Source organism: Vibrio sp. ED002 (genome assembly GCF_023277445.1).
In the GTDB taxonomy this organism is placed as follows: domain Bacteria; phylum Pseudomonadota; class Gammaproteobacteria; order Enterobacterales; family Vibrionaceae; genus Vibrio; species Vibrio jasicida.
Window position 1 is genome coordinate 1,053,824 of the sequence record NZ_CP080239.1, and the last position, 18,112, is coordinate 1,071,935.

Sequence of the window (18,112 nt, forward strand, 5' to 3'; positions counted from 1 at the left end):
ATTGAAGTGGTATTTATTTACCTTTCAGATAGTTAAGTCGATTCAACCCTCGTACTGCCTCTCTCGTTTCCTCTCGCTGATAGGCCGTCTCTGTTAGAAAACACATGCCATGCTCTCTACCACGACATCGGCAAAAATCAGACCGAAGTAATGCCCAATACTTATTCGTGCTGCCCTCAGGTGCTTTTGTGGCAGCTTCCGACCAAAGCTCGCACGCCAACCCCCATTCGTATTCTCTTTCACTCTGACAAGCTTGCTTTGCCAACTCTAAATACATTCTGTTCGCCATATGCCCACTCACGTTTTATTTTTAAAAAGAACATGTTATGAGGTAATAACTATAATGGGATAGCATTGAGAAAGGATTTAAACACAGCAAGGCAACTGTCTAAGCTATCCCCCTTTAAGCAAACTAATATTCACCAAAAGAAGACAAAAAAAGAGCCGTAAATACGGCTCTTATAGAAGTTTTTTGCGAGGCAGAATAGCATCGTTGTCGTTGTTAGCTCATACTCACCATGCAAATAAACTTGTTCGTATCAAACGCTTTATCAAGCTCTTTATGCTTATCTGATGAATAGACGCTGCCTTTATTAGTCCAATAATCTCCAGAAGAAAGGTTGGCGTACTTTTCAAGGTATTGATAGGCAGTAGTGCTAGGTAAACGGGAGGATAGACGTTCACAATACTGGGTAGCCTGATCTCTATTCAGGAAGATATCGTGAGACTTTTGGTTGCCTTTAAACTGGGGCAAAAGGTAAGTAAACGCATCGTCTTTATACAGCACTTTATTGGTATAGCGTTTCACATCTTGCTTCACAGCAGGCTCCATTCCGGCAACGGCGTTTTTTGGTAAAAGGCTCTCAGAGAATTTGCCAGAATGCTTGTCTCTAGTTGCTTCATCATCAACCTTACTCGCCTCTTCCATTACTGAACGAGTTGAATGGAGGTCGGTTGCGTTGGCCTTATTTGGAAATGGAAAGAAGTAATCACCGTCATTTTTGAGATTCAATTTAAGCGATTGTGTCTGATTGCTATTTACGGCGCGAACACTGTAAACCCCCACGTAATTACCCGTCACATCTACTCTATCACCCGACCCGACTTCTTGATCGTTGATGTAGAACACCGTATTTTCTGAGTTCGAACGGAACACAAACCGCACTCTATCTAGGTTTAACGCCTGTCTAAGCTCCACTTCTGTATTTGCACTGTAGGCATGTTTGTAACTCGCTTCCGCGGTAAAGGAGAGATCGCCATTTAGTCTTTGGTTTGCATCTACCACTCTAAAACGCGTAAGTTGAATGCGCGACAAGCCACCTTTACTCAACACAAATGCATTTTTGATAGAAGGAAGATTGCGGTTCACGCACGTTGATAAGCTTTCCGATACATTACACTGTAATTGGCCTTGATAAGTATCGTTAATAACGCGTTTCGAATCGTCCAAATGTCGAGCTTTGATCTTCTCATACAAAGCCAGCAACGCATCGTTTTTTTTTCGCTCAATCTGACTGGCTTCTCGTTGGTCTTGCGACAGCTGCTGTTTTGTTTCTGCAAGCAACTTGCCGGCGGTCTCAATCTCTTTCTTCATTGAGTTCACTTTGGATGACATGTTACGTAAGGTGAGCATCAAGGATTCATCGTAGACGCCATCGACCAACTTGTCTGTTAAACGGTTTGAATCAGATTTGATCATCTCAACGTTGTTGACCAACTTGATCTTGGTGGACTCAATTTCAGCATTCAATTTATTGTAATGCGCAATATTTTCATCAATATTGAGCGCGCTATATTCTTGCTGATAAGCCGACTTGATGTTGTTTAGCTTATCTTGCTCATTAAAGTTAATTAGCTCTGAGGCAGCAGTAACACCACTCCATGCTAGACCCACCCATATGACTAATACTGTTTTAGATTTACCCACTGCCACTCCAAATTGACCCACCACGACACCATTGTTGTTAATGCTTCACCTTGCGTTTTAGGCAAGGTGAACACTCTGCGATTAAAACCTATTCCGTTGGCTTTACTTCGTCTGGTTTTATTTGATCTGGTTTTGCCTGATCATTCTTAGAAGCCCATATTTCTGAGCGTCTGTTTTGTGATCGTCCCTCAGCGGTTGAATTCGACGCAATCGGCTGAGTTTCACCAAATGAACGAACGACGATACGGCTTTTATCCACGCCTTGCGCAATCAAACCGTTAGACGTTGTCAACGCACGCTGCAAGCCCAACGATTGGTTGTAGCCTTCAGAACCCTTGCTGTCGGTGTGACCATCTACCGCAATAGCACTATCGCTATTTTTAAGCGAACCTGCGAGTTGATTCAGAGCCTTACTGCCCATCGGAGTTAAGTTGGATTGGTCAAAGCCAAAATGCAGACGCGCAACTAAGCCCTTGCCTTGTAGATAGTTGTTTTGATTGCCAATCCAAGTCGAACATCTAGATTGTTCCAACCCCAACTTTGATTTACCCGCCAACACTTGTTTTAGCTCGTGACTGTCGGATTTCTGCTCTATCTGCAAAAAGCCCTGTCGATGTTGACCAATTCCGATAACATCATCCACAGTGACACTATGTTGGTACTCGCTGAAGGTATTGTCGCAATAAACACTAAGCCCTTCTCCAGCCTTTACTGTAAAGCTTAACGGCATCATTGATAACGCGATTGCGCCAATCACTAACTTTTTCATATTTTCCTCTAGTACAACTTAGTTATTCCGCTTGTTTTTGAGCCTTTGCGGATGAGTTCTTCTATCTTTTCAATCAATTCATCTAAGTCAGATACATCGATGATGTCTTCACTTGGATTGACAACACAGTCTTGAAAACCACTTTGTTGAGAAGCACGAAAATCGATACCAATAACACCGATGTATAAGCCCGGAATCTCTGCTCTGGCTTTGTCGCACATACCGTTGTCTACTAGCCCTTTCAGAATGCCGTTGTTAGGACTTTCCTGCCCATCACTCAAAATCAGCAGCATCTTGATTTTCTTGTTGTACGCTTGCTGCTCTTCATCATCTGTACTGTTTGGGTCTCCATCATGAAGAACCTGAGATCCTCTTAATATGCCTTGAAACGCAGCAGTACCACCATCTGCCCACATCGACTTAATTGCGTGCAAATCGGAAAGCTTGTTCGATAATCGAATGTTGTAAAACTGCGATGAATTGGAGGAACCATGTGCGTTAAATAGACGTGTTCCACTCACACTATAGAAATTGGGCTTTAATCCCGATTTATCAGTAAACATGGTTGAAACTGACGCCGGAAAATCCACATAGTTGTAAACATCCGCAACGGCATAACGGTCCAAATTGATGACATCACGAATACGCTTCGCATACTTTTGATTATCCGATTTGGGGTTTGAACATCTTGATTGCCTGCTCGCACAGTTGAGTACCTGACTTTGCGAATACGTACGCCAATAATCCCAATTAACATCGTTATAGGTATACGGCGATAGATAAGCGTTATAATCATCTCTGTAACTTAATTGGCTAGTCGCGCGAGCTTGATTGCCCCCGACAATTTCTCTGGTTCGAACGTTAAATGGAACAAAACCTACTCGATTAAGCAGCTTGTCTCCGGTTGTATCTTCTCCCGGCTCGTCACAAACATCTTTCCACTCTCCATCGACATACTCTTTACGAGTAGATGTACAAAGAATCTTGTTTGATATTTGATCGATTGCGGTTTTCAAATCATCAATTTTTTTATGTCGACTTGATCCCCACCTTTCGTCCATCGAGCCTGAAAAATCAGATACGAAGACAATATCGATGTTGTTATCTCCTAGGTAAACGGGGTATTTTCTGGCTAACGAACGGCCCGCTAAATCCTGTTGCTCATTAAAAGAAGGAACAAAACTACTCGCAAACCATGAGTCGTGTGTCGTCCTTGCGTTCACCGTATATTGAATGTATTCGAGCACCCCTGCCCCTTCATCTTCCGCCTGATGAAATCGCTGGGCAGAAAGGCTGGCTGATTTAATATCTCGCACATAGTTTTCGACATATTTCGTTGCCAGTTCACGAGCTGCATCGGGCTGGTCTTCAATGGTCACCGCCATCGCAGCAGCCTCTGCTGAGTCTCTTAATCGGCTGGACTCTTGAACATAACGTGTTCCCTCAACAGCCCAAAAAGTGAACCCCATGATAGGAACAAGCAATAAACCCATCCATATCGCGGCGACGCCTTTTTGTTGTTGGAGACTTTGATGCTGGTATCGCTGCATTTTCATTTCATTATCTCCCTGGCATGATTGAAGAAGAGCCAATCTTGACCGTTGTCCCTATGCCGCCATTGAAAAAAGGTTTGAACCAAGAGCTTTGCTCTTCGCATACACTGACTCGATACAGTGGGTATACGATGCCTTTTTCAACCGGAGCCAAATCTGCATGAGCAAGAATTGAGTCCGTTTCGCAACCTAATTTATTGAATTTGCTACTGGTAAAAGCAGCCACATTCGCCTTATTCGTCAACGACTCGATTTTAATCGCCACATTATCTGGCGTTGTATCTAACATCCGGCTCGCCACTTGAGTCAGGTCTTCTAAATCTGTATTGGTGACGGATAAGTTTTTCCCTGCCAACACATCAGCATCAAAGTAACGAGTACGTTCTTTGATCACATTGACCAAGGCAAAGCTGGAACGATCGAGCTTTGCGCGCACAAGTAGCTGATAACTGAGATCCGCCGCAAAAAGGTAAACACCCCACAATGCGACAAGAACAAACACAAGCTCAATAGTAAATGCGCCTTTTTGGTGCTTGGTAGAAGGTAAAAATCGGTTACGGAGTGTCATCTTTCCACCCTTCATGCTCTAAGTTCAAAACCATGGTTCGAGCAATGTCTTTATCAGCAGCACCAGTTAGCTTTATCATTGGAGAGTAGTGATACGTAACCGTGATTTCGGCTAGGTCATAATTGAAGTTCAGACCTTGATCAGAATGCCCTCTATTAGCAATAAAATCGTCATAGGTTTTGTAGTACCGACCTTGAATAGAGAATCGGGTACTATCAATTAAGAAATGCCACAGGTTATTATCGGCTTCTATCAACGTTCGAAATTTATCTTCATACTGTTGGTTAATACCTTTTCCCTCATAGATCTTTGTGTTTCTTATGGTTTCTCTGAGAGAGTACTCCGTCATGTTTACGACATAGATTTGATAGCTGGACTCGAAAATAGCAAAAGTGGCAAAGAACAAAACGAGCGCACCCAAAGCAAACTCTATCGCCGTCACCCCCTTCTGCTTGCAAAGACTTCTCATCACTAACTCCTAGCCTGAGTCAATTCAATCGCGATACTGTGGATCTCTTGAGCTGAAAAATCACCTTTAAGCAATTTCTTCGCTGCGCCCATTTGTTGTGCTTTCATAAGTGCAATAGCAAGGTTCGCTTTGACCACTTTATTTGCTGGATTGTCTTTTAACACGGGAGTGAGCGTCTCAATTGCCTGATGGTACTCACCGTTTGCCATATGTATCATCGCAATATTGTTCTTGATCACGACATCGTCGTATCCACGTAAGCGGGCGTTATTCAGCTCTTGATAAGCATCTTCATACTTACCCGCTTTGGTGTAGGATACGCCGAGCAAGACATGAATTTGCCCTGCCTGATTACCAGCACTGACTGAAGATAGATAAGCGGCAATGGCATTTTCAGTGTCGTTTTTTGCATCAAACACCTGCCCTTCTAGTTGATACAGACTAGGATTCTCAATACCCTCTTTTCTGAGGTGTTGAACGTAGAAGTTAGCTGATTCAAGATCCCCTTTATGGAAGTAAGCCCACGCGAGGTTTTCTTTTACCGCAGGATCTTGCGAACCTTGCTCCAGCTTGGATTTATAATGCGTGATTAAGCCGTCGTAATTCTTCACTTTTTCCATGCTAGTGACATCATCTAGTTGCTGGCTCTGATGTGAAGGTGTCGATTGACAGCCTGCTAATACGCTTAACGCGAACAAAACGACAGAAATACGTTTTGCAACCATTAGTTACCCCCAATATTGATCGACATTTGCATGACACTCGGAGCGAGTATCAGAATGACGATCGGAAACATAATGAATAAGATCAAAGGCACACTCATCTTCGCCGAGAGTTTGCCAACCTTTTCCTCGACCGTAAGAATTTGAACTTTTCGCATGTCCTCTGCGAGATCACTTAATACTTGAGCGACGGAGGTTCCGTATTGCAAATTTTGAATAATAGTCAGGACAAAGCTTCGAACTGCTGGTGTTGGTATCCGGTCACTGAGATCATTAAGCGCCTTTTCTACACCGTGTATTTTGGCTGAATCGGAAGTGCGTTTAATTTGATAGCAAAGGTCTGAATCAAACTCTGCCAACTCCTTCCCTAAGTACACCAAAGCCGCTTCTATGGTCATACCGGTTTGAACACACACCGACATCATGTCTAATAAATACGGTAACTGAGATGACGTCTTACTAATCAAAACTTTACGTCGAAGCTGCAGCAAGGTATCAGGTACAACTATCACGCCAATAAGAGCAAAAATGACCACAATAAGCTGACTGGTCGTTGTCATATCCGACAGTAAAACCCCACCAGCAACCAAAGCAAGTACCAACAACTTGGCAGGAAAATAGAACTTGGCCCACTCTGTGTTGTAATACCCAGCTTTAATCATTTTTTGTTCTAATTCGTGTCGATACTCTTTACCGAAACGGACAAAAAAACGGTTAACGCGAGAGGGGGCACGCACTGCATCTCCCCCGATGTAAAATGCCACTTTCTTGCGTCGCTGCTCAGTACGTAGTGAATCAACGATTAAAAAGAGTAACGAAACAAACAGCACAACAAGAGAAACCAATAACATCATGCGCGCACTCCTTTGACTAACAGCCAAACAATGAATAACCCGAACAACTCACTGCCAAGTACATAAAAGAGCACGATTCGGCCAGAAGGGTCATACAGGACATAATCCACATTGCCAGGGTTTACATAGTTAAGAATAACCATAAAAATCAGAGGGATTGCTGCCACAATCTTGGCCGAAATCCTCGCTTCAGAGGTCATCGCCATTTTCTTTTTCTCTAACGTCCTAGCATCCACCAAGACTCGAATTAGTCTTGCTAACACCCCTTTAAGCTGACCACCACGCGCAATGTTTGCTCTAAGCGTTACGGTAAAAAAGAGAAACTCCGGATACGGGTAGTTCTTGCAAGAACGTTGAAGTACCACTTCAGGAGATTCACCTAACTTCAACCGGTCACCCATTAACTTGAATTCACGGCCAATTGAGTTGTCCATCACCTCGCCGACGTAACTAATGGCTTGCATTAGACTGTCGCCAGCCGTTACCGCGCTCATCAGAATATTCAGCGCATCCGGGAATGTGTTTTCAAAATCTCGACGTCTTCTTGTGACTAGGTAGCGATAACCAAAAATGGTAAGCAACAAAGATAAACCGAAAACCAACACTGTATTCGTCATCAACAATAACTTAACGACGACGTACCAAGATGCAATCAGACTGCCCGTGATATACAGCGCTATGTACAGCGAAGATCTCGGCCCCAATACAGTTAATGTTGGTGAAATGGACTCTTTGAACTTTTGCCAGCTTTGCTTTCGTACCAATGATTTAACGTTGATAGCATTGAAGTTTTCCGCTTCAGCTTCTTCAATATTGAAAAACTGGTTAACCTTTTTGACCTTCGAATCCCTGATCAAAAGCAGTACAACCGCAAAGAGGATGAGCGAGATCCAGAGCATGCTATATCCCCTTAAATGCAGCCATCAGCTCGTCATATAAGCCGAAGAATTGGGATTTTTTCACAAGCTCAGATCGTTGCATGATACCACTGGTCACAAAGTCGCCTTTCACCGTTTCCCCGAAATGCGCATCGTCGTAACGGAAACGATAGATCTCTTCCATCACAACGCTATCGCCTTCTAGGCCAACAATTTCAGAGATACTGGTAATTTTACGGGAGCCATCACGTAACCTATTAACTTGAACGACCATTTGAACGGCACTGACGATTGTTCTTCGAATCGCGTCAAGAGGTTGGTTCAAATTCGCCATCATCACCATGGATTCAACACGAGCAATCGCATCTCTCGGAGTGTTAGCGTGCAACGTAGACATCGAACCATCATGGCCAGTATTCATTGCTTGCAACATTTCAAAGGCTTCAGACCCACGACACTCACCCAATATGATTCGGTCTGGGCGCATACGAAGTGCGTTGATCACCAAATCTCGTTGCGTTACCGCACCGGTTTGTTCCACGCTGGACGTTCGAGTTTCTAATCGGACCAAGTTCGGCTGTTGCAAACGTAGTTCCGCAGCGTCTTCAATCGTGACGATGCGTTCATCTTCTGCAATGTATTGAGACAATGCATTGAGCAGCGTAGTCTTGCCTGAGCCTGTACCACCTGAAATTAGCACATTCATTCGACAGCGAGACGCAATCATGAGCACTCTTGCCATATCTGGTGACATGGTTCCAAAGCCAATCAAGTCTTCGAAACCAATGTTCTGCTCCCTGAATTTACGTATCGAGATTGACGTCCCATCCAACGCAATAGGTGGGATAACAATGTTGACACGGCTACCGTCATCGAGTCGGGCATCAACCGTTGGAGACAGCTCATCAACACGGCGACCAACACGTGAAGCAATACGCTTCGCAATGGCTAAGAGTTGTTCTTCATTTACAAATGTGACTTCTGACTTTTGAACTTTCCCGTGTCGCTCAAAGAAAATATGGTTTGGTCCATTCACCATAATATCGGAGATAGACTGGTCTTCGACCAAAGGTTGCAAAGGCCCTAAGCCAAAAAGCTCATCAATTAAGCTTTTCACCAACCCAGACTTCATCATGGAAGTGATCGGTCGTTGGTAGCTGTTCGCAAGGAGGTCTACCGCAGCTTGTATCTGGGCCTCAAGATCTCGACGGCTCATTTTCTGAACCGCTTCAGCATCTAACGCTTCAAATATTTGGCCACGAAAAGCGAGATATAAGTCTTTGTTAGAACTCATTTAGCACGCACCTTCTTTAACCACGATCCCATGCCTTTTTGATCAACAGGTTGGCCATTGATCAGCTTCACCAGTAACTCCATAGAGCGACTGACGTGGCGATCATGTTTATGGCCTCGCTTACCATCAATGATGATGTGTGAAAGCGATTTGCAGTAAGCCACTTCTAAGTCAACATCCGCCCCTAAGTATTTGGTTAAGTCAGGCTTCTGCAATACATAAGCATTTTCTGGTCGATGGTAGTTCACGACCGTAATAACACGAGTGCGAGATGCGAGTGTGAGCTGCAAATTCGACATTTTTTCAAATAACCGCTTTGCGCTTCTTACCGAAGACACCGATGCGTCTAATACCAAAACAACCACGTCGAAGTTTTCTACCAAGAGTTGAGGTTCAACTTTGAAATCCACGCCACCAGAGAAATCTTCGATAATGAAATTGGTATTTCTTGCCAAAAGGTCACAAAGCGTTTGGTTATAGTTAAGGATATCGGTCTGACTCATATCCCCATCAATCGCTAACAAACGAAGGTTTTTTCGTGCATTAAACAGATAGCTCAATGCACCTTCTTCATCCATTTCATGCAATGGCGCGGTAAACTCATCGATACCGCGGGGTTTAAAGTCTTTTAAGCCCAATAAGACATCAATATTGGTATCAGTGTATTGGTGATCAACAAGGATGGTATCCGTGCCCTGAGTAGACAGTAGTGAACTCAACTCTGTTGTGATAAATGAGGCACCAACACCACCTTTTGCTCCCACAACTGCAACACGTTTTGCTTTGCGTTTTTGGCTGACACCCGAAAACGTCTTTAGGTTCTTGCTAACATGATTTAAGAAGTCAGCAAATTCCTGTTTGTTCACTGGCCAAAAAACATAATAGAAGCCCATATCTTTCAGCGAACGCAGCGTCGAAATAGCATCCTCTTTGCCAATTACGACCACGCCTTTATGCGTAGGCAATTTGCTGGCAAAAGATTTGGCGTCTTCAACAACGTTATTGGATTCATTAAGCTCAAGGATAACAATGTGACTACTCTGCTGTTCCGTTAACTTAGTTAATCCAGCATTGGCTTTGACACATTCAGGGTCATTCCAACCTTCAAATCGAAACACTTCCTGAACTAGGTTCAAACACTCTTGTGATTGATAAAACAAAGTACAACCAGCAACGCCAGTCGCGGTGGACTGAGTGGGCTTAGCCTTAGTGCTTAACGCTTTGGTCAGATCAAACATGTTACTCTCCCACCAATCTAGACTTGTAGGACACTTGTTTTAGACGCATCGACTCTACAAAGCAGTCAGGTTGACCTAGTTGGACGTGAATTTGTGCAGGCGCACATTGCTGAGTCTTCATGCGCGTTAACGTTACTTGAATGCTGAGATCATTCGGTAAATGAGGTGCATTGCGGAACGTCACTCTTTGCGTCGCGACAATGTGTGACGGATATTGGCTAAATATCTGCTCTAACATCGTCTTGCTACGCGTTGATCTGTAATCCACCACGTAAGTCGCTTCTTTATCCATCGACTCAATATCGTGAATCAGTTGCTTAATCTGCTTGGTGGTTTCCGCTTGTTTTTTGATCGCAAATTCGAAATTGTGGTGTTCTTTGTACACCAAAGCTTCAGCACCGTTACCACCAAAATAACGCTCTGAAGCGCAACCAAAGAGGGATGAAGTCAATAAAGTAATGAGTACGAGTTTCTTCATTGAATGAAACCTCCTTCAGACAATAAGCGAATCGTTGCATCCGATGTCACTGGGGAATTACCCTCGGATTCAATATTCAACCAACGCGCCAATGTTGATGTTTTTTTGATATATGGGAGTTGAATGTCTTTTGGCTTCATTGGCTCAACCAGATTTACCGTCGCCACGATGATCAACTCAGTGCGTTTTCTGTCTGTCGTTGCCTTACGGAATGCCGCGCCAAGTACAGGGATATCGCCGACAAAAGGAATCTTCTGCATTTTTTCTAAATCGGTGCTGCTCATTAGCCCACCTAGAATGAAGCTATCTCCGTCTGCTAACTCGACCGTCGTTAACGCTCGACGCGAAGCCAGCTGTGGCACTTTTATACCAGCCGCCTCTACATAGCTTTCTACTTCACTGACTTCTGGGGCTAATTGCATTCGGATCTTATCTTGGCTAAGTACCTTCGCAGTAAGGTCCAACTTAATGCCGAACTCTTTAAAAGTGATATTGACATTGCTGTCCGTCGATACGATGACCGGCACCTCTCCACCAACGAGGAAACTTGCCGATTCGCCGGAGAGTACAGTTAAATTAGGTTCAGCTAAAACTTCAGCAATTTGGTCATTACCTAATGCTGTAATCAACGTGCTTAAATTTGCGGCGTCAAACTGATCAAAAACAAACTCACCGACACTAGAACCCACAGAGCTCCAGTCAACGCCTACTGTTTTTCCAAATGATTCGGTGACTTGAGCAACGGAAATTTTGACGTTCACTTGTTGAGTCGTCGCGACTTCAATGCGTTCGACGATCCCTTCCCATGTCATATTTCGCGCGAAAACCATCCCCTCCGGCTCTTCATAGTCGGCACTTTCAGAGCTGAACTCCAACTTCTCGGCTTTGTCCCATCGCTCTGTCTTTTCTCGGCCAAGTAGTGTTGCAACCAATCGATAGATGTCATCACGCGTTGCTTCGGAATCAACAACACCACTGACGGCAACTTGCTCACCAACAGACTGAACCTTGACCTTAGCGTCTGGAAAATGGAATTTAAGCTGGCGTCTGACTTCGCTTAAGTCCAAATCAACAATAATGCGATCAGAGAGCAGCACATCATCATCAATCCCGTACACAATCAATCGTGACTGCCCTATTCCATTAGCGAATACCACCAATGTGTTGTCATTAATGATTTTATAATCCGCAATATCAGGATTACTGATGAAGACCTTTCTAATTGGTGTCTTAAGCTGAATATGTTGTCCATCATTGAGCGTAATGGAGCGATTCGCCGCATAAACATTCGTTACGCACAGTAAGCCCATAAAAAAGAGCACAATAGAACGGTAAACTGATTGCTTCATTTGAGGTTGTATTGTCATTACAGAGCCTCTCTTGGGTTGTTGACGTTACCGCGCAACTCGTCAATACCAGTGTAATTATCAATAATATTGCGCACTTCTGCGTACTCAGGCTGCTTGTAGGTTTGGCTTCGGTATATTTCGATGTGCATAGTTCTTTGGGCTAACGCAAGTTTGGCTAGGTCATCAGGTCTAACTTCAATGACAACAGTCGTTAAACCGTCTTCTTTACTCGGGGCTCGTGCAGTAACAGAACTGTTTTCCCCTTCTCCATCACCGATGTTGAGCACTTTAATATGCTTGAGGAACATTGATGCTTTTACGCCTTTGAAGCGCTTTGGCTTATCAATATTTCCCGCTAAGTTATCATTTGGAGAGCTCACCGTAAGGACATCAATGTATGAACCTGGTCGGATATAATCATTGATTAGATTCTTGTTGCTCACTTCGAGTGGATACAACGTCATTCCCTCCGTGACGAGAAGATCGATATACCCAGGCTGACCAGACGCGACTTGGTATTCTGGCAACACAACTTCGCCAGGATTCAAATCTCGATTCAATAAAACGGAAGGGGAAAAACTGATTTCAGCGTCTTCTCTCACACCAAGCGTCAATGCTTCGCTTAGTGGGAGCTGTCGTTTTATGACGCCTTGAGCACTGATCGCATGCCCTTTTTCATACGCTTCTGTGGTCGTCCAGACAGCAACATGCTCTTCTTCTTTGTTATCTGCCAATTCAGCGGTAGTTGCTGACTGAGGTTCGCTTTTGAACAAATCGACAACGCCTAGCGCGCCAACTATCAAAGCAACAATAGCAACAAGTAATACCAGTCGAGATCTCATAACGTGCCTATTTTTGGAGGTTTATATATGTGGCGTATTTTGAGTTAAAATTACTAAGTAAAATCCAACGCTAATTGCTATTCCATATGGGATTCCCTCTTTATTATTCGACGTGTTGCTTATTAGCTTTTGACCTATCAAATAAATAACAGCTAAAAAACCACCAGCAAAAGCCGTCAAAATATAGGCCCACGGCAAATCATGTAAAGGGATTGAAAGAGATAAGACAGCGGCATACTTAATATCACCCGCTCCAATCGAAATCAGAGCGTAAAGTATTAACCCTACCCCTAACACCAGCAAAAAGGTTGTTATTTGAATATCTAATGGTGAAAAAAAACTTTGCAACAAGAGGAGTATGAGCAAGGTGTAATTATGTATTCTTCGACAAATAAAATCGACAAATGAAACATAAACACACGCAATTGCCAATACTAACAAATACCATTCATGACTCAAAAATAAGACTCTCAGGTTAACTTTTCTGGTTTATTTTCAAAAAACATTTATTAGATAATCTGAATTAACGATGCCAGACCAATGAAAACCATAGGTCTGGCATAAATATCTATCGATATTATCTACATAAAACCAAAGGGTAATATGTTTAATTATGGCGTTGGTTTAGTACCAGCAGTTTTGATCGTATCAGCAATCGTATCAAACGCATTACCCAACTCCTTAATGAAGCCGTTATCACCTACCGCTACGCTAACTAGCACTGCCATTGCAACACCAATTAGACCATATTCAATCGCCGTTACACCACGCTCATCGTTTTTGAATTGCGACAAAAACAGGCCTGTTTTCACGTACAATTTAGTAATCATGTTTTGTTCCTATGAAGTGAATTTACAAATGCAGCCCCATATTAATTAATACTTCCATTCAACAGAAAATAGCCCTTATTGATAAAATCGATAGGCAATCGAAAAAACAACCAAACAAAAAGCAAAAGAAGCCGAACAAAAAACACACAAAACCATATTTTACAAATAGTTACCTTAGTAAAGCTGAGAAGAATAACAAAAATCACTTAAATTAAAACAATGCAAATGATGAGAGGTAGATCATTTATAGAGTAATAAACTATCTACATGATAATTGATTCTATCAAAATGATAGATTTTTGTAATGAATCCTTATGCAAGATAGTAATATGGCAAGAATGAAAGCTGCACTCTTAAATAACTATGCTTTATAAAACGTGTTGAAATACGAGCATCATCACGCTATTGTGTTGCAAATATACAAATTACAATTCAAAAAACTAAAATTTGCTTGCTTTTAAAAGGTTGGTCGAATCATGAAACTGCATTTCGAAAATATTGTTTCGTTTGTAGCTGTAGTTGAAGAGGGTTCATTTAGTTCTGCTGCTCGTAAGCTTGGTAAATCCCAATCTACCGTTAGTACTGCTGTTCAAAATCTTGAATCAGACTTAGGCTTCAATTTATTTAATAGGCAGTATTCTAAAGTCTGGTTGAATGAAAAAGGGAAACGCCTATTTCATTTATCAGCCCCTGTTGTTTCAAAGTACCGCGAATTGATGACAACAGCTCAACAAATGAATATCTCGGAACAAATTGTTTACCGCGTTGGAATAGATCCATTGGTATTCAATCAGGAAGTAAAAAAAACACTGTTGGATTTCTCAGAAGCATTTCCTAATGTGGATCTGCTGGTTGTCACTAAACCAAGTTTTGTATTAGGAAATTACATTAACGAAGGAAAAATAGATCTTGCCTTAGGAAACCCGTACCACAAAACGGGAAACGACTTTAACATTGATGAATTGTTTCACGTCAATTGTTGGTGGGTAGCTCACGAAGACTTAACGCACATTGGTGGTAGTCCATCACAACGCGTTCTTTTAATGGATGGGTGCGAAGAGTTACTCAATTTATCAAACATCGCCGCCTATAATTTGTGGAGGCTTGATGATTTAGGGACCATCCTAGACCTATGTAAAGCCCAAAAAGGCATCGCATTTTTGCCGGAGTTTCTTATAGAGGGGAACATAAAAGAAAATAAGCTAAAGCTGATTAACGACCACCCCGATTTTTTTGGCAAAAGAGTCATTGCCTCCCTTTTCTGGCCGCTACATTCTGACTTTAGTTTGTTTAATCAGTGGATCAAAGGGGAGTTGCAAAGTAGCTTAAGAAACCAACAAACGTTCGTTGCAGACCTGACACAATAACGCTCCGTTGAGCTTTTAACGAAACTCTCTTTCGAATAAAAAAGAGCCGCAAACTGCGGCTCTTAGTTTATTTAGTATTCAGGCAAAAACTAATTCTTTACCAAAGACGTTGCTTTCTTGTTATTGCACACGGATGAGCGAAGTACGTTTGACACGACTCAGTGCTTATCCACCCCTCTCCAAAAGCTATAACAACGTTGCTGAGAAGAACTTATCAAGTTTAGTTACGGCTTGATCAACATACTTGTTTTGATCGTAGAGGTCGAAGTGTTGCGCCCCTTTAATCTCAAACAACTCAGCGTCAATACCAGCATCTTTACCACGTTTTACCGCCACTTCGCTAAAATACGCCGATAGCGCTTCAGTCCCAACGACAGCCAAGAAAGGAGTGTCGCCAAGTAACGCCATGTTTTCTGATGGGTTATAAGCGTAGCGTGTATCTAGAGACATAGCAGCGCGCATTGGTGAATAGTTTTCGGCACCGCCACCACGCTCAGGGTTACGATAGTAATCAGCAGCGCGAACCCAAAACTCATTCATGGATTTGGCTTTTTCTGCAGATGGAATGCCATCAACAAGCACGACCTCACCTGTTTCGTAATACTTTTGACGTGCCTCGCTCGCCATTTGGATCTGCTGACGATATTGCTCAACCGGATCGCCCGTAAGTTGGTCCATATACTGAGTTGCCCCACCCATACCATAGTCAGTAAAGTCAACAAAGCCACTGACTGTTGCTACAGAGTCTAAACGGGTATCCTGCATTGCAACTTGTAAGCTGTAACCAGCACCAGAGCAAATGCCTAGCTCACCGATGCGCTGAGGGTCAACGCCTGGAAAATGACTCAAGAATGTAATGGCATTCTTAATATCTTCAACCTTCATTGGCGCATTTTCCATACCGCGAGGATAACCACCACTTTCACCGTAAGTACGATGGTCAAAAGCTAGGGTAATATAGCCTTTTTTTGCCATTTTCTCGGCGTAAATACCTGCGGTTTGCTCTTTAACACCACTGGCTGGCGTAATCACTACAAGCGCTGGATAGTTTTTGCTTTCGTCATAATTGGGTGGCAAGAACACATTGCCAGCAATACGAACATTCTCACTAAGAAAAGCAACTTTATTTTTGCCATCGTGATAGTCAGCACCCAAGAAGGTTTCCGCAGCAACAGATGTTGTTCCTAAAACGGCACTAGCAACTAACGAAAGGGGGATTAATTTAGTAGTTTTCATATCTTACTCCATAGATTTCTGAGGTTTGCAACGTTCCCCGCTGCAACAGATATATGTTATGAAAACCATAAGTGTTGATATATAGCACTCAAATCAATTCACTGTTGCTATTAAACAACAATTAAAAAGATACATTTATAGAAATAGTCACAGATATCCGTAAGTAAGGTATGACTTAATTACTTGGAGAGATAGTTTAAAGCATGACAATTTTTGCTAGCTATAGCCTTCCGCCGTTTTTTATTCGACTTTATGTGCTCTGGGTTGAACTAACCGGTATCCTCTCGCTAGCGTCACTTCTAAACAAAAAAGCCAGCGTTGAATCAATCAACACTGGCCTTTGTTTAGCTAAACCGATGAGAAAACTAGTCTACAAAATACGGCAGTTGTTCTTCAGTCAGACCACTGGCTTTCGCAAAGTCAGTATGCTCAGTTACATTGCTTACATTCCAGCTGGTTAAATCACGGCTCATTTTAACGGCAGCATAAAACATCCGCCACATAGTTATTACGTTCGACGTATCCCAATAGCTAATATCTTGATTAAACGAATAAGCGCCTGAAAACATCTCGGTCATATCCGTTACATTCGATGTATTCCAATAACTTATATCTTGATTAAACGCAGCTGCCTCTTTAAACATTTTATTCATATATACAACATTAGATGTATCCCAATAACCTATATTTTGGTTAAATAATTCTGCGCTATGGAACATGAGTCCCATCTGTGTCACATTAGATGTGTCCCAACGACTTATATCTTGGTTAAATACTTCTGCGCCATTAAACATCCCACCCATATTCGTCACAGTAGATGTATCCCAACGACTTATATCTTGGTTAAACAATTTTGTACCGGCAAACATCTGATTCATATTCATGACATTAGATACATCCCAACGGCTTATATTTTGATTGAATACTATTGCACTGGAAAACATGCCCGACATACTCGTCACATTAGATACATTCCAATGACTTATATCTTGATCAAATGCTTTTGCAGAATTAAACATCTCCATCATATTCGTCACATTTGATGTATCCCAACTACCTATATCCTGGTTAAATACCTTTGAATATGAGAACATATCTCTCATATTTCTCACCTTGGATACATCCCAACCACCTATATCTTGGTTAAATGCATCTGCATGATAGAACATGTGTGTCATATCCGTCACATTCGATGTATCCCAATTACCTATATCTTGGTTAAATGCGTCTGTAAAATAGAACATGTAAGCCATATCCGTTACATTCGAAGTATCCCAGTTACTAATATCTTGGTTAAATATATTGTAACTCTTTTGGCCAGCGAACATACCGTTCATATCCGTCACTTTTGATGTATTCCAATGTCCTATGTCTTGATTAAATATATTTGCAAGGAAAAACATGTCTCTCATATTAGTTACATTCGATGTATCCCAATCACTGATGTCTGCATTAAACGATTTTCGCAGATAAAATACTTTATTCATGTCAGTCACTTGCGTGGTACAAAATCGAATTTTCCCTTGCTCTAGTGTATCTAGCATCGTCTTGTCTTTGATTAGAGCATTGTCCACAACTACATAGACTTGTCCGTTTTCAATCATCACGGAGTTAACGGCTTGGTCTGGGCATTTTACTGAGATATCTGCAGCAAATGCAGTTTGGCTGGCAAGCGCAGCTGCGCCTACTAGAAGAGAAGTAATGGTTCTTTTCATTGTATTTTCCTAGGGTTGAATAG

At 42.3% G+C, this 18,112-nt stretch carries 18 protein-coding genes; 1 reads left to right on the forward strand and 17 read right to left on the reverse strand.

Annotated features, from left to right (window positions below; translation table 11 throughout):
• Positions 1–502 precede the first annotated feature (502 nt).
• The 15 genes from ITG12_RS21350 to ITG12_RS21420 form a co-directional block, all read right to left on the reverse strand.
• Positions 503–1,927 carry a hypothetical protein gene (locus tag ITG12_RS21350; protein WP_248875034.1) on the reverse strand — a complete coding sequence of 475 codons (1,425 nt, stop codon included), beginning with the start codon at positions 1,925–1,927 and terminating at the stop codon, positions 503–505.
• 88 nt (positions 1,928–2,015) lie between these two features.
• Positions 2,016–2,696 (reverse strand): OmpA family protein, encoded by a 681-nt coding sequence (locus ITG12_RS21355; protein ID WP_248875036.1) that lies wholly within the window; start codon positions 2,694–2,696, stop codon positions 2,016–2,018.
• 8 nt (positions 2,697–2,704) lie between these two features.
• On the reverse strand, positions 2,705–4,252 hold the full coding sequence (locus ITG12_RS21360; protein ID WP_248875039.1) for a TadE/TadG family type IV pilus assembly protein: 1,548 nt from the start codon (positions 4,250–4,252) through the stop codon (positions 2,705–2,707).
• Positions 4,253–4,256: 4 nt separating this feature from the next.
• The gene (tadF, locus tag ITG12_RS21365) at positions 4,257–4,817 is read right to left on the reverse strand and encodes a tight adherence pilus pseudopilin TadF (RefSeq protein ID WP_248875041.1); all 561 of its coding nucleotides are present in this window, start codon (positions 4,815–4,817) and stop codon (positions 4,257–4,259) included.
• Positions 4,804–5,286, reverse strand: a complete 483-nt coding sequence (locus ITG12_RS21370) for a TadE family protein (RefSeq protein ID WP_038868073.1) — start codon at positions 5,284–5,286, stop codon at positions 4,804–4,806. Before ITG12_RS21370 ends, tadF begins: the two co-directional genes overlap by 14 nt.
• 2 nt (positions 5,287–5,288) lie before the next feature.
• Complete coding sequence (locus ITG12_RS21375) at positions 5,289–6,011, reverse strand: tetratricopeptide repeat protein (protein ID WP_248875043.1); 723 nt, start codon at positions 6,009–6,011, stop codon at positions 5,289–5,291.
• Entirely contained in the window at positions 6,011–6,862 is an 852-nt protein-coding gene (locus ITG12_RS21380) for a type II secretion system F family protein (protein ID WP_248875045.1), read from the reverse strand. Before ITG12_RS21380 ends, ITG12_RS21375 begins: the two co-directional genes overlap by 1 nt.
• Positions 6,859–7,761: a type II secretion system F family protein gene (locus ITG12_RS21385; RefSeq protein ID WP_248875047.1), complete on the reverse strand. Its 903-nt coding sequence runs from the start codon at positions 7,759–7,761 to the stop codon at positions 6,859–6,861. The genes ITG12_RS21380 and ITG12_RS21385 overlap by 4 nt, the downstream gene beginning before the upstream one ends.
• A 1-nt stretch (position 7,762) precedes the next feature.
• Positions 7,763–9,034, reverse strand: a complete 1,272-nt coding sequence (locus ITG12_RS21390) for a CpaF family protein (protein WP_038880823.1) — start codon at positions 9,032–9,034, stop codon at positions 7,763–7,765.
• On the reverse strand, positions 9,031–10,272 hold the full coding sequence (locus ITG12_RS21395; RefSeq protein WP_042605640.1) for a P-loop NTPase: 1,242 nt from the start codon (positions 10,270–10,272) through the stop codon (positions 9,031–9,033). Before ITG12_RS21395 ends, ITG12_RS21390 begins: the two co-directional genes overlap by 4 nt.
• A gap of 1 nt (position 10,273) precedes the next feature.
• Entirely contained in the window at positions 10,274–10,750 is a 477-nt protein-coding gene (locus ITG12_RS21400) for a hypothetical protein (RefSeq protein ID WP_248875049.1), read from the reverse strand.
• The gene (locus tag ITG12_RS21405) at positions 10,747–12,117 is read right to left on the reverse strand and encodes a pilus assembly protein N-terminal domain-containing protein (protein WP_038880828.1); all 1,371 of its coding nucleotides are present in this window, start codon (positions 12,115–12,117) and stop codon (positions 10,747–10,749) included. Before ITG12_RS21405 ends, ITG12_RS21400 begins: the two co-directional genes overlap by 4 nt.
• Positions 12,117–12,941, reverse strand: a complete 825-nt coding sequence (cpaB, locus tag ITG12_RS21410; RefSeq protein WP_038880829.1) for a Flp pilus assembly protein CpaB — start codon at positions 12,939–12,941, stop codon at positions 12,117–12,119. The genes ITG12_RS21405 and cpaB overlap by 1 nt, the downstream gene beginning before the upstream one ends.
• A gap of 21 nt (positions 12,942–12,962) precedes the next feature.
• On the reverse strand, positions 12,963–13,400 hold the full coding sequence (locus tag ITG12_RS21415) for a prepilin peptidase (RefSeq protein ID WP_038880831.1): 438 nt from the start codon (positions 13,398–13,400) through the stop codon (positions 12,963–12,965).
• Between the two features lie 152 nt (positions 13,401–13,552).
• Positions 13,553–13,771 (reverse strand): Flp family type IVb pilin, encoded by a 219-nt coding sequence (locus tag ITG12_RS21420; RefSeq protein ID WP_038868088.1) that lies wholly within the window; start codon positions 13,769–13,771, stop codon positions 13,553–13,555.
• Between the two features lie 476 nt (positions 13,772–14,247).
• Between ITG12_RS21420 and ITG12_RS21425 the strand changes: the two genes are divergently transcribed.
• Positions 14,248–15,138: a LysR family transcriptional regulator gene (locus ITG12_RS21425; protein WP_038880833.1), complete on the forward strand. Its 891-nt coding sequence runs from the start codon at positions 14,248–14,250 to the stop codon at positions 15,136–15,138.
• Between the two features lie 186 nt (positions 15,139–15,324).
• Here the strand turns inward: ITG12_RS21425 and ITG12_RS21430 are convergent, their stop codons facing one another.
• Together ITG12_RS21430 and ITG12_RS21435 are read right to left on the reverse strand one after the other, a co-directional pair.
• A complete protein-coding gene (locus tag ITG12_RS21430) occupies positions 15,325–16,374 on the reverse strand; it encodes an alpha/beta hydrolase (RefSeq protein WP_104026469.1) in 1,050 nt (349 codons plus the stop codon).
• A 365-nt stretch (positions 16,375–16,739) separates the two neighbouring features.
• Positions 16,740–18,089 (reverse strand): BspA family leucine-rich repeat surface protein, encoded by a 1,350-nt coding sequence (locus tag ITG12_RS21435; protein WP_038880839.1) that lies wholly within the window; start codon positions 18,087–18,089, stop codon positions 16,740–16,742.
• Positions 18,090–18,112 lie beyond the last annotated feature (23 nt).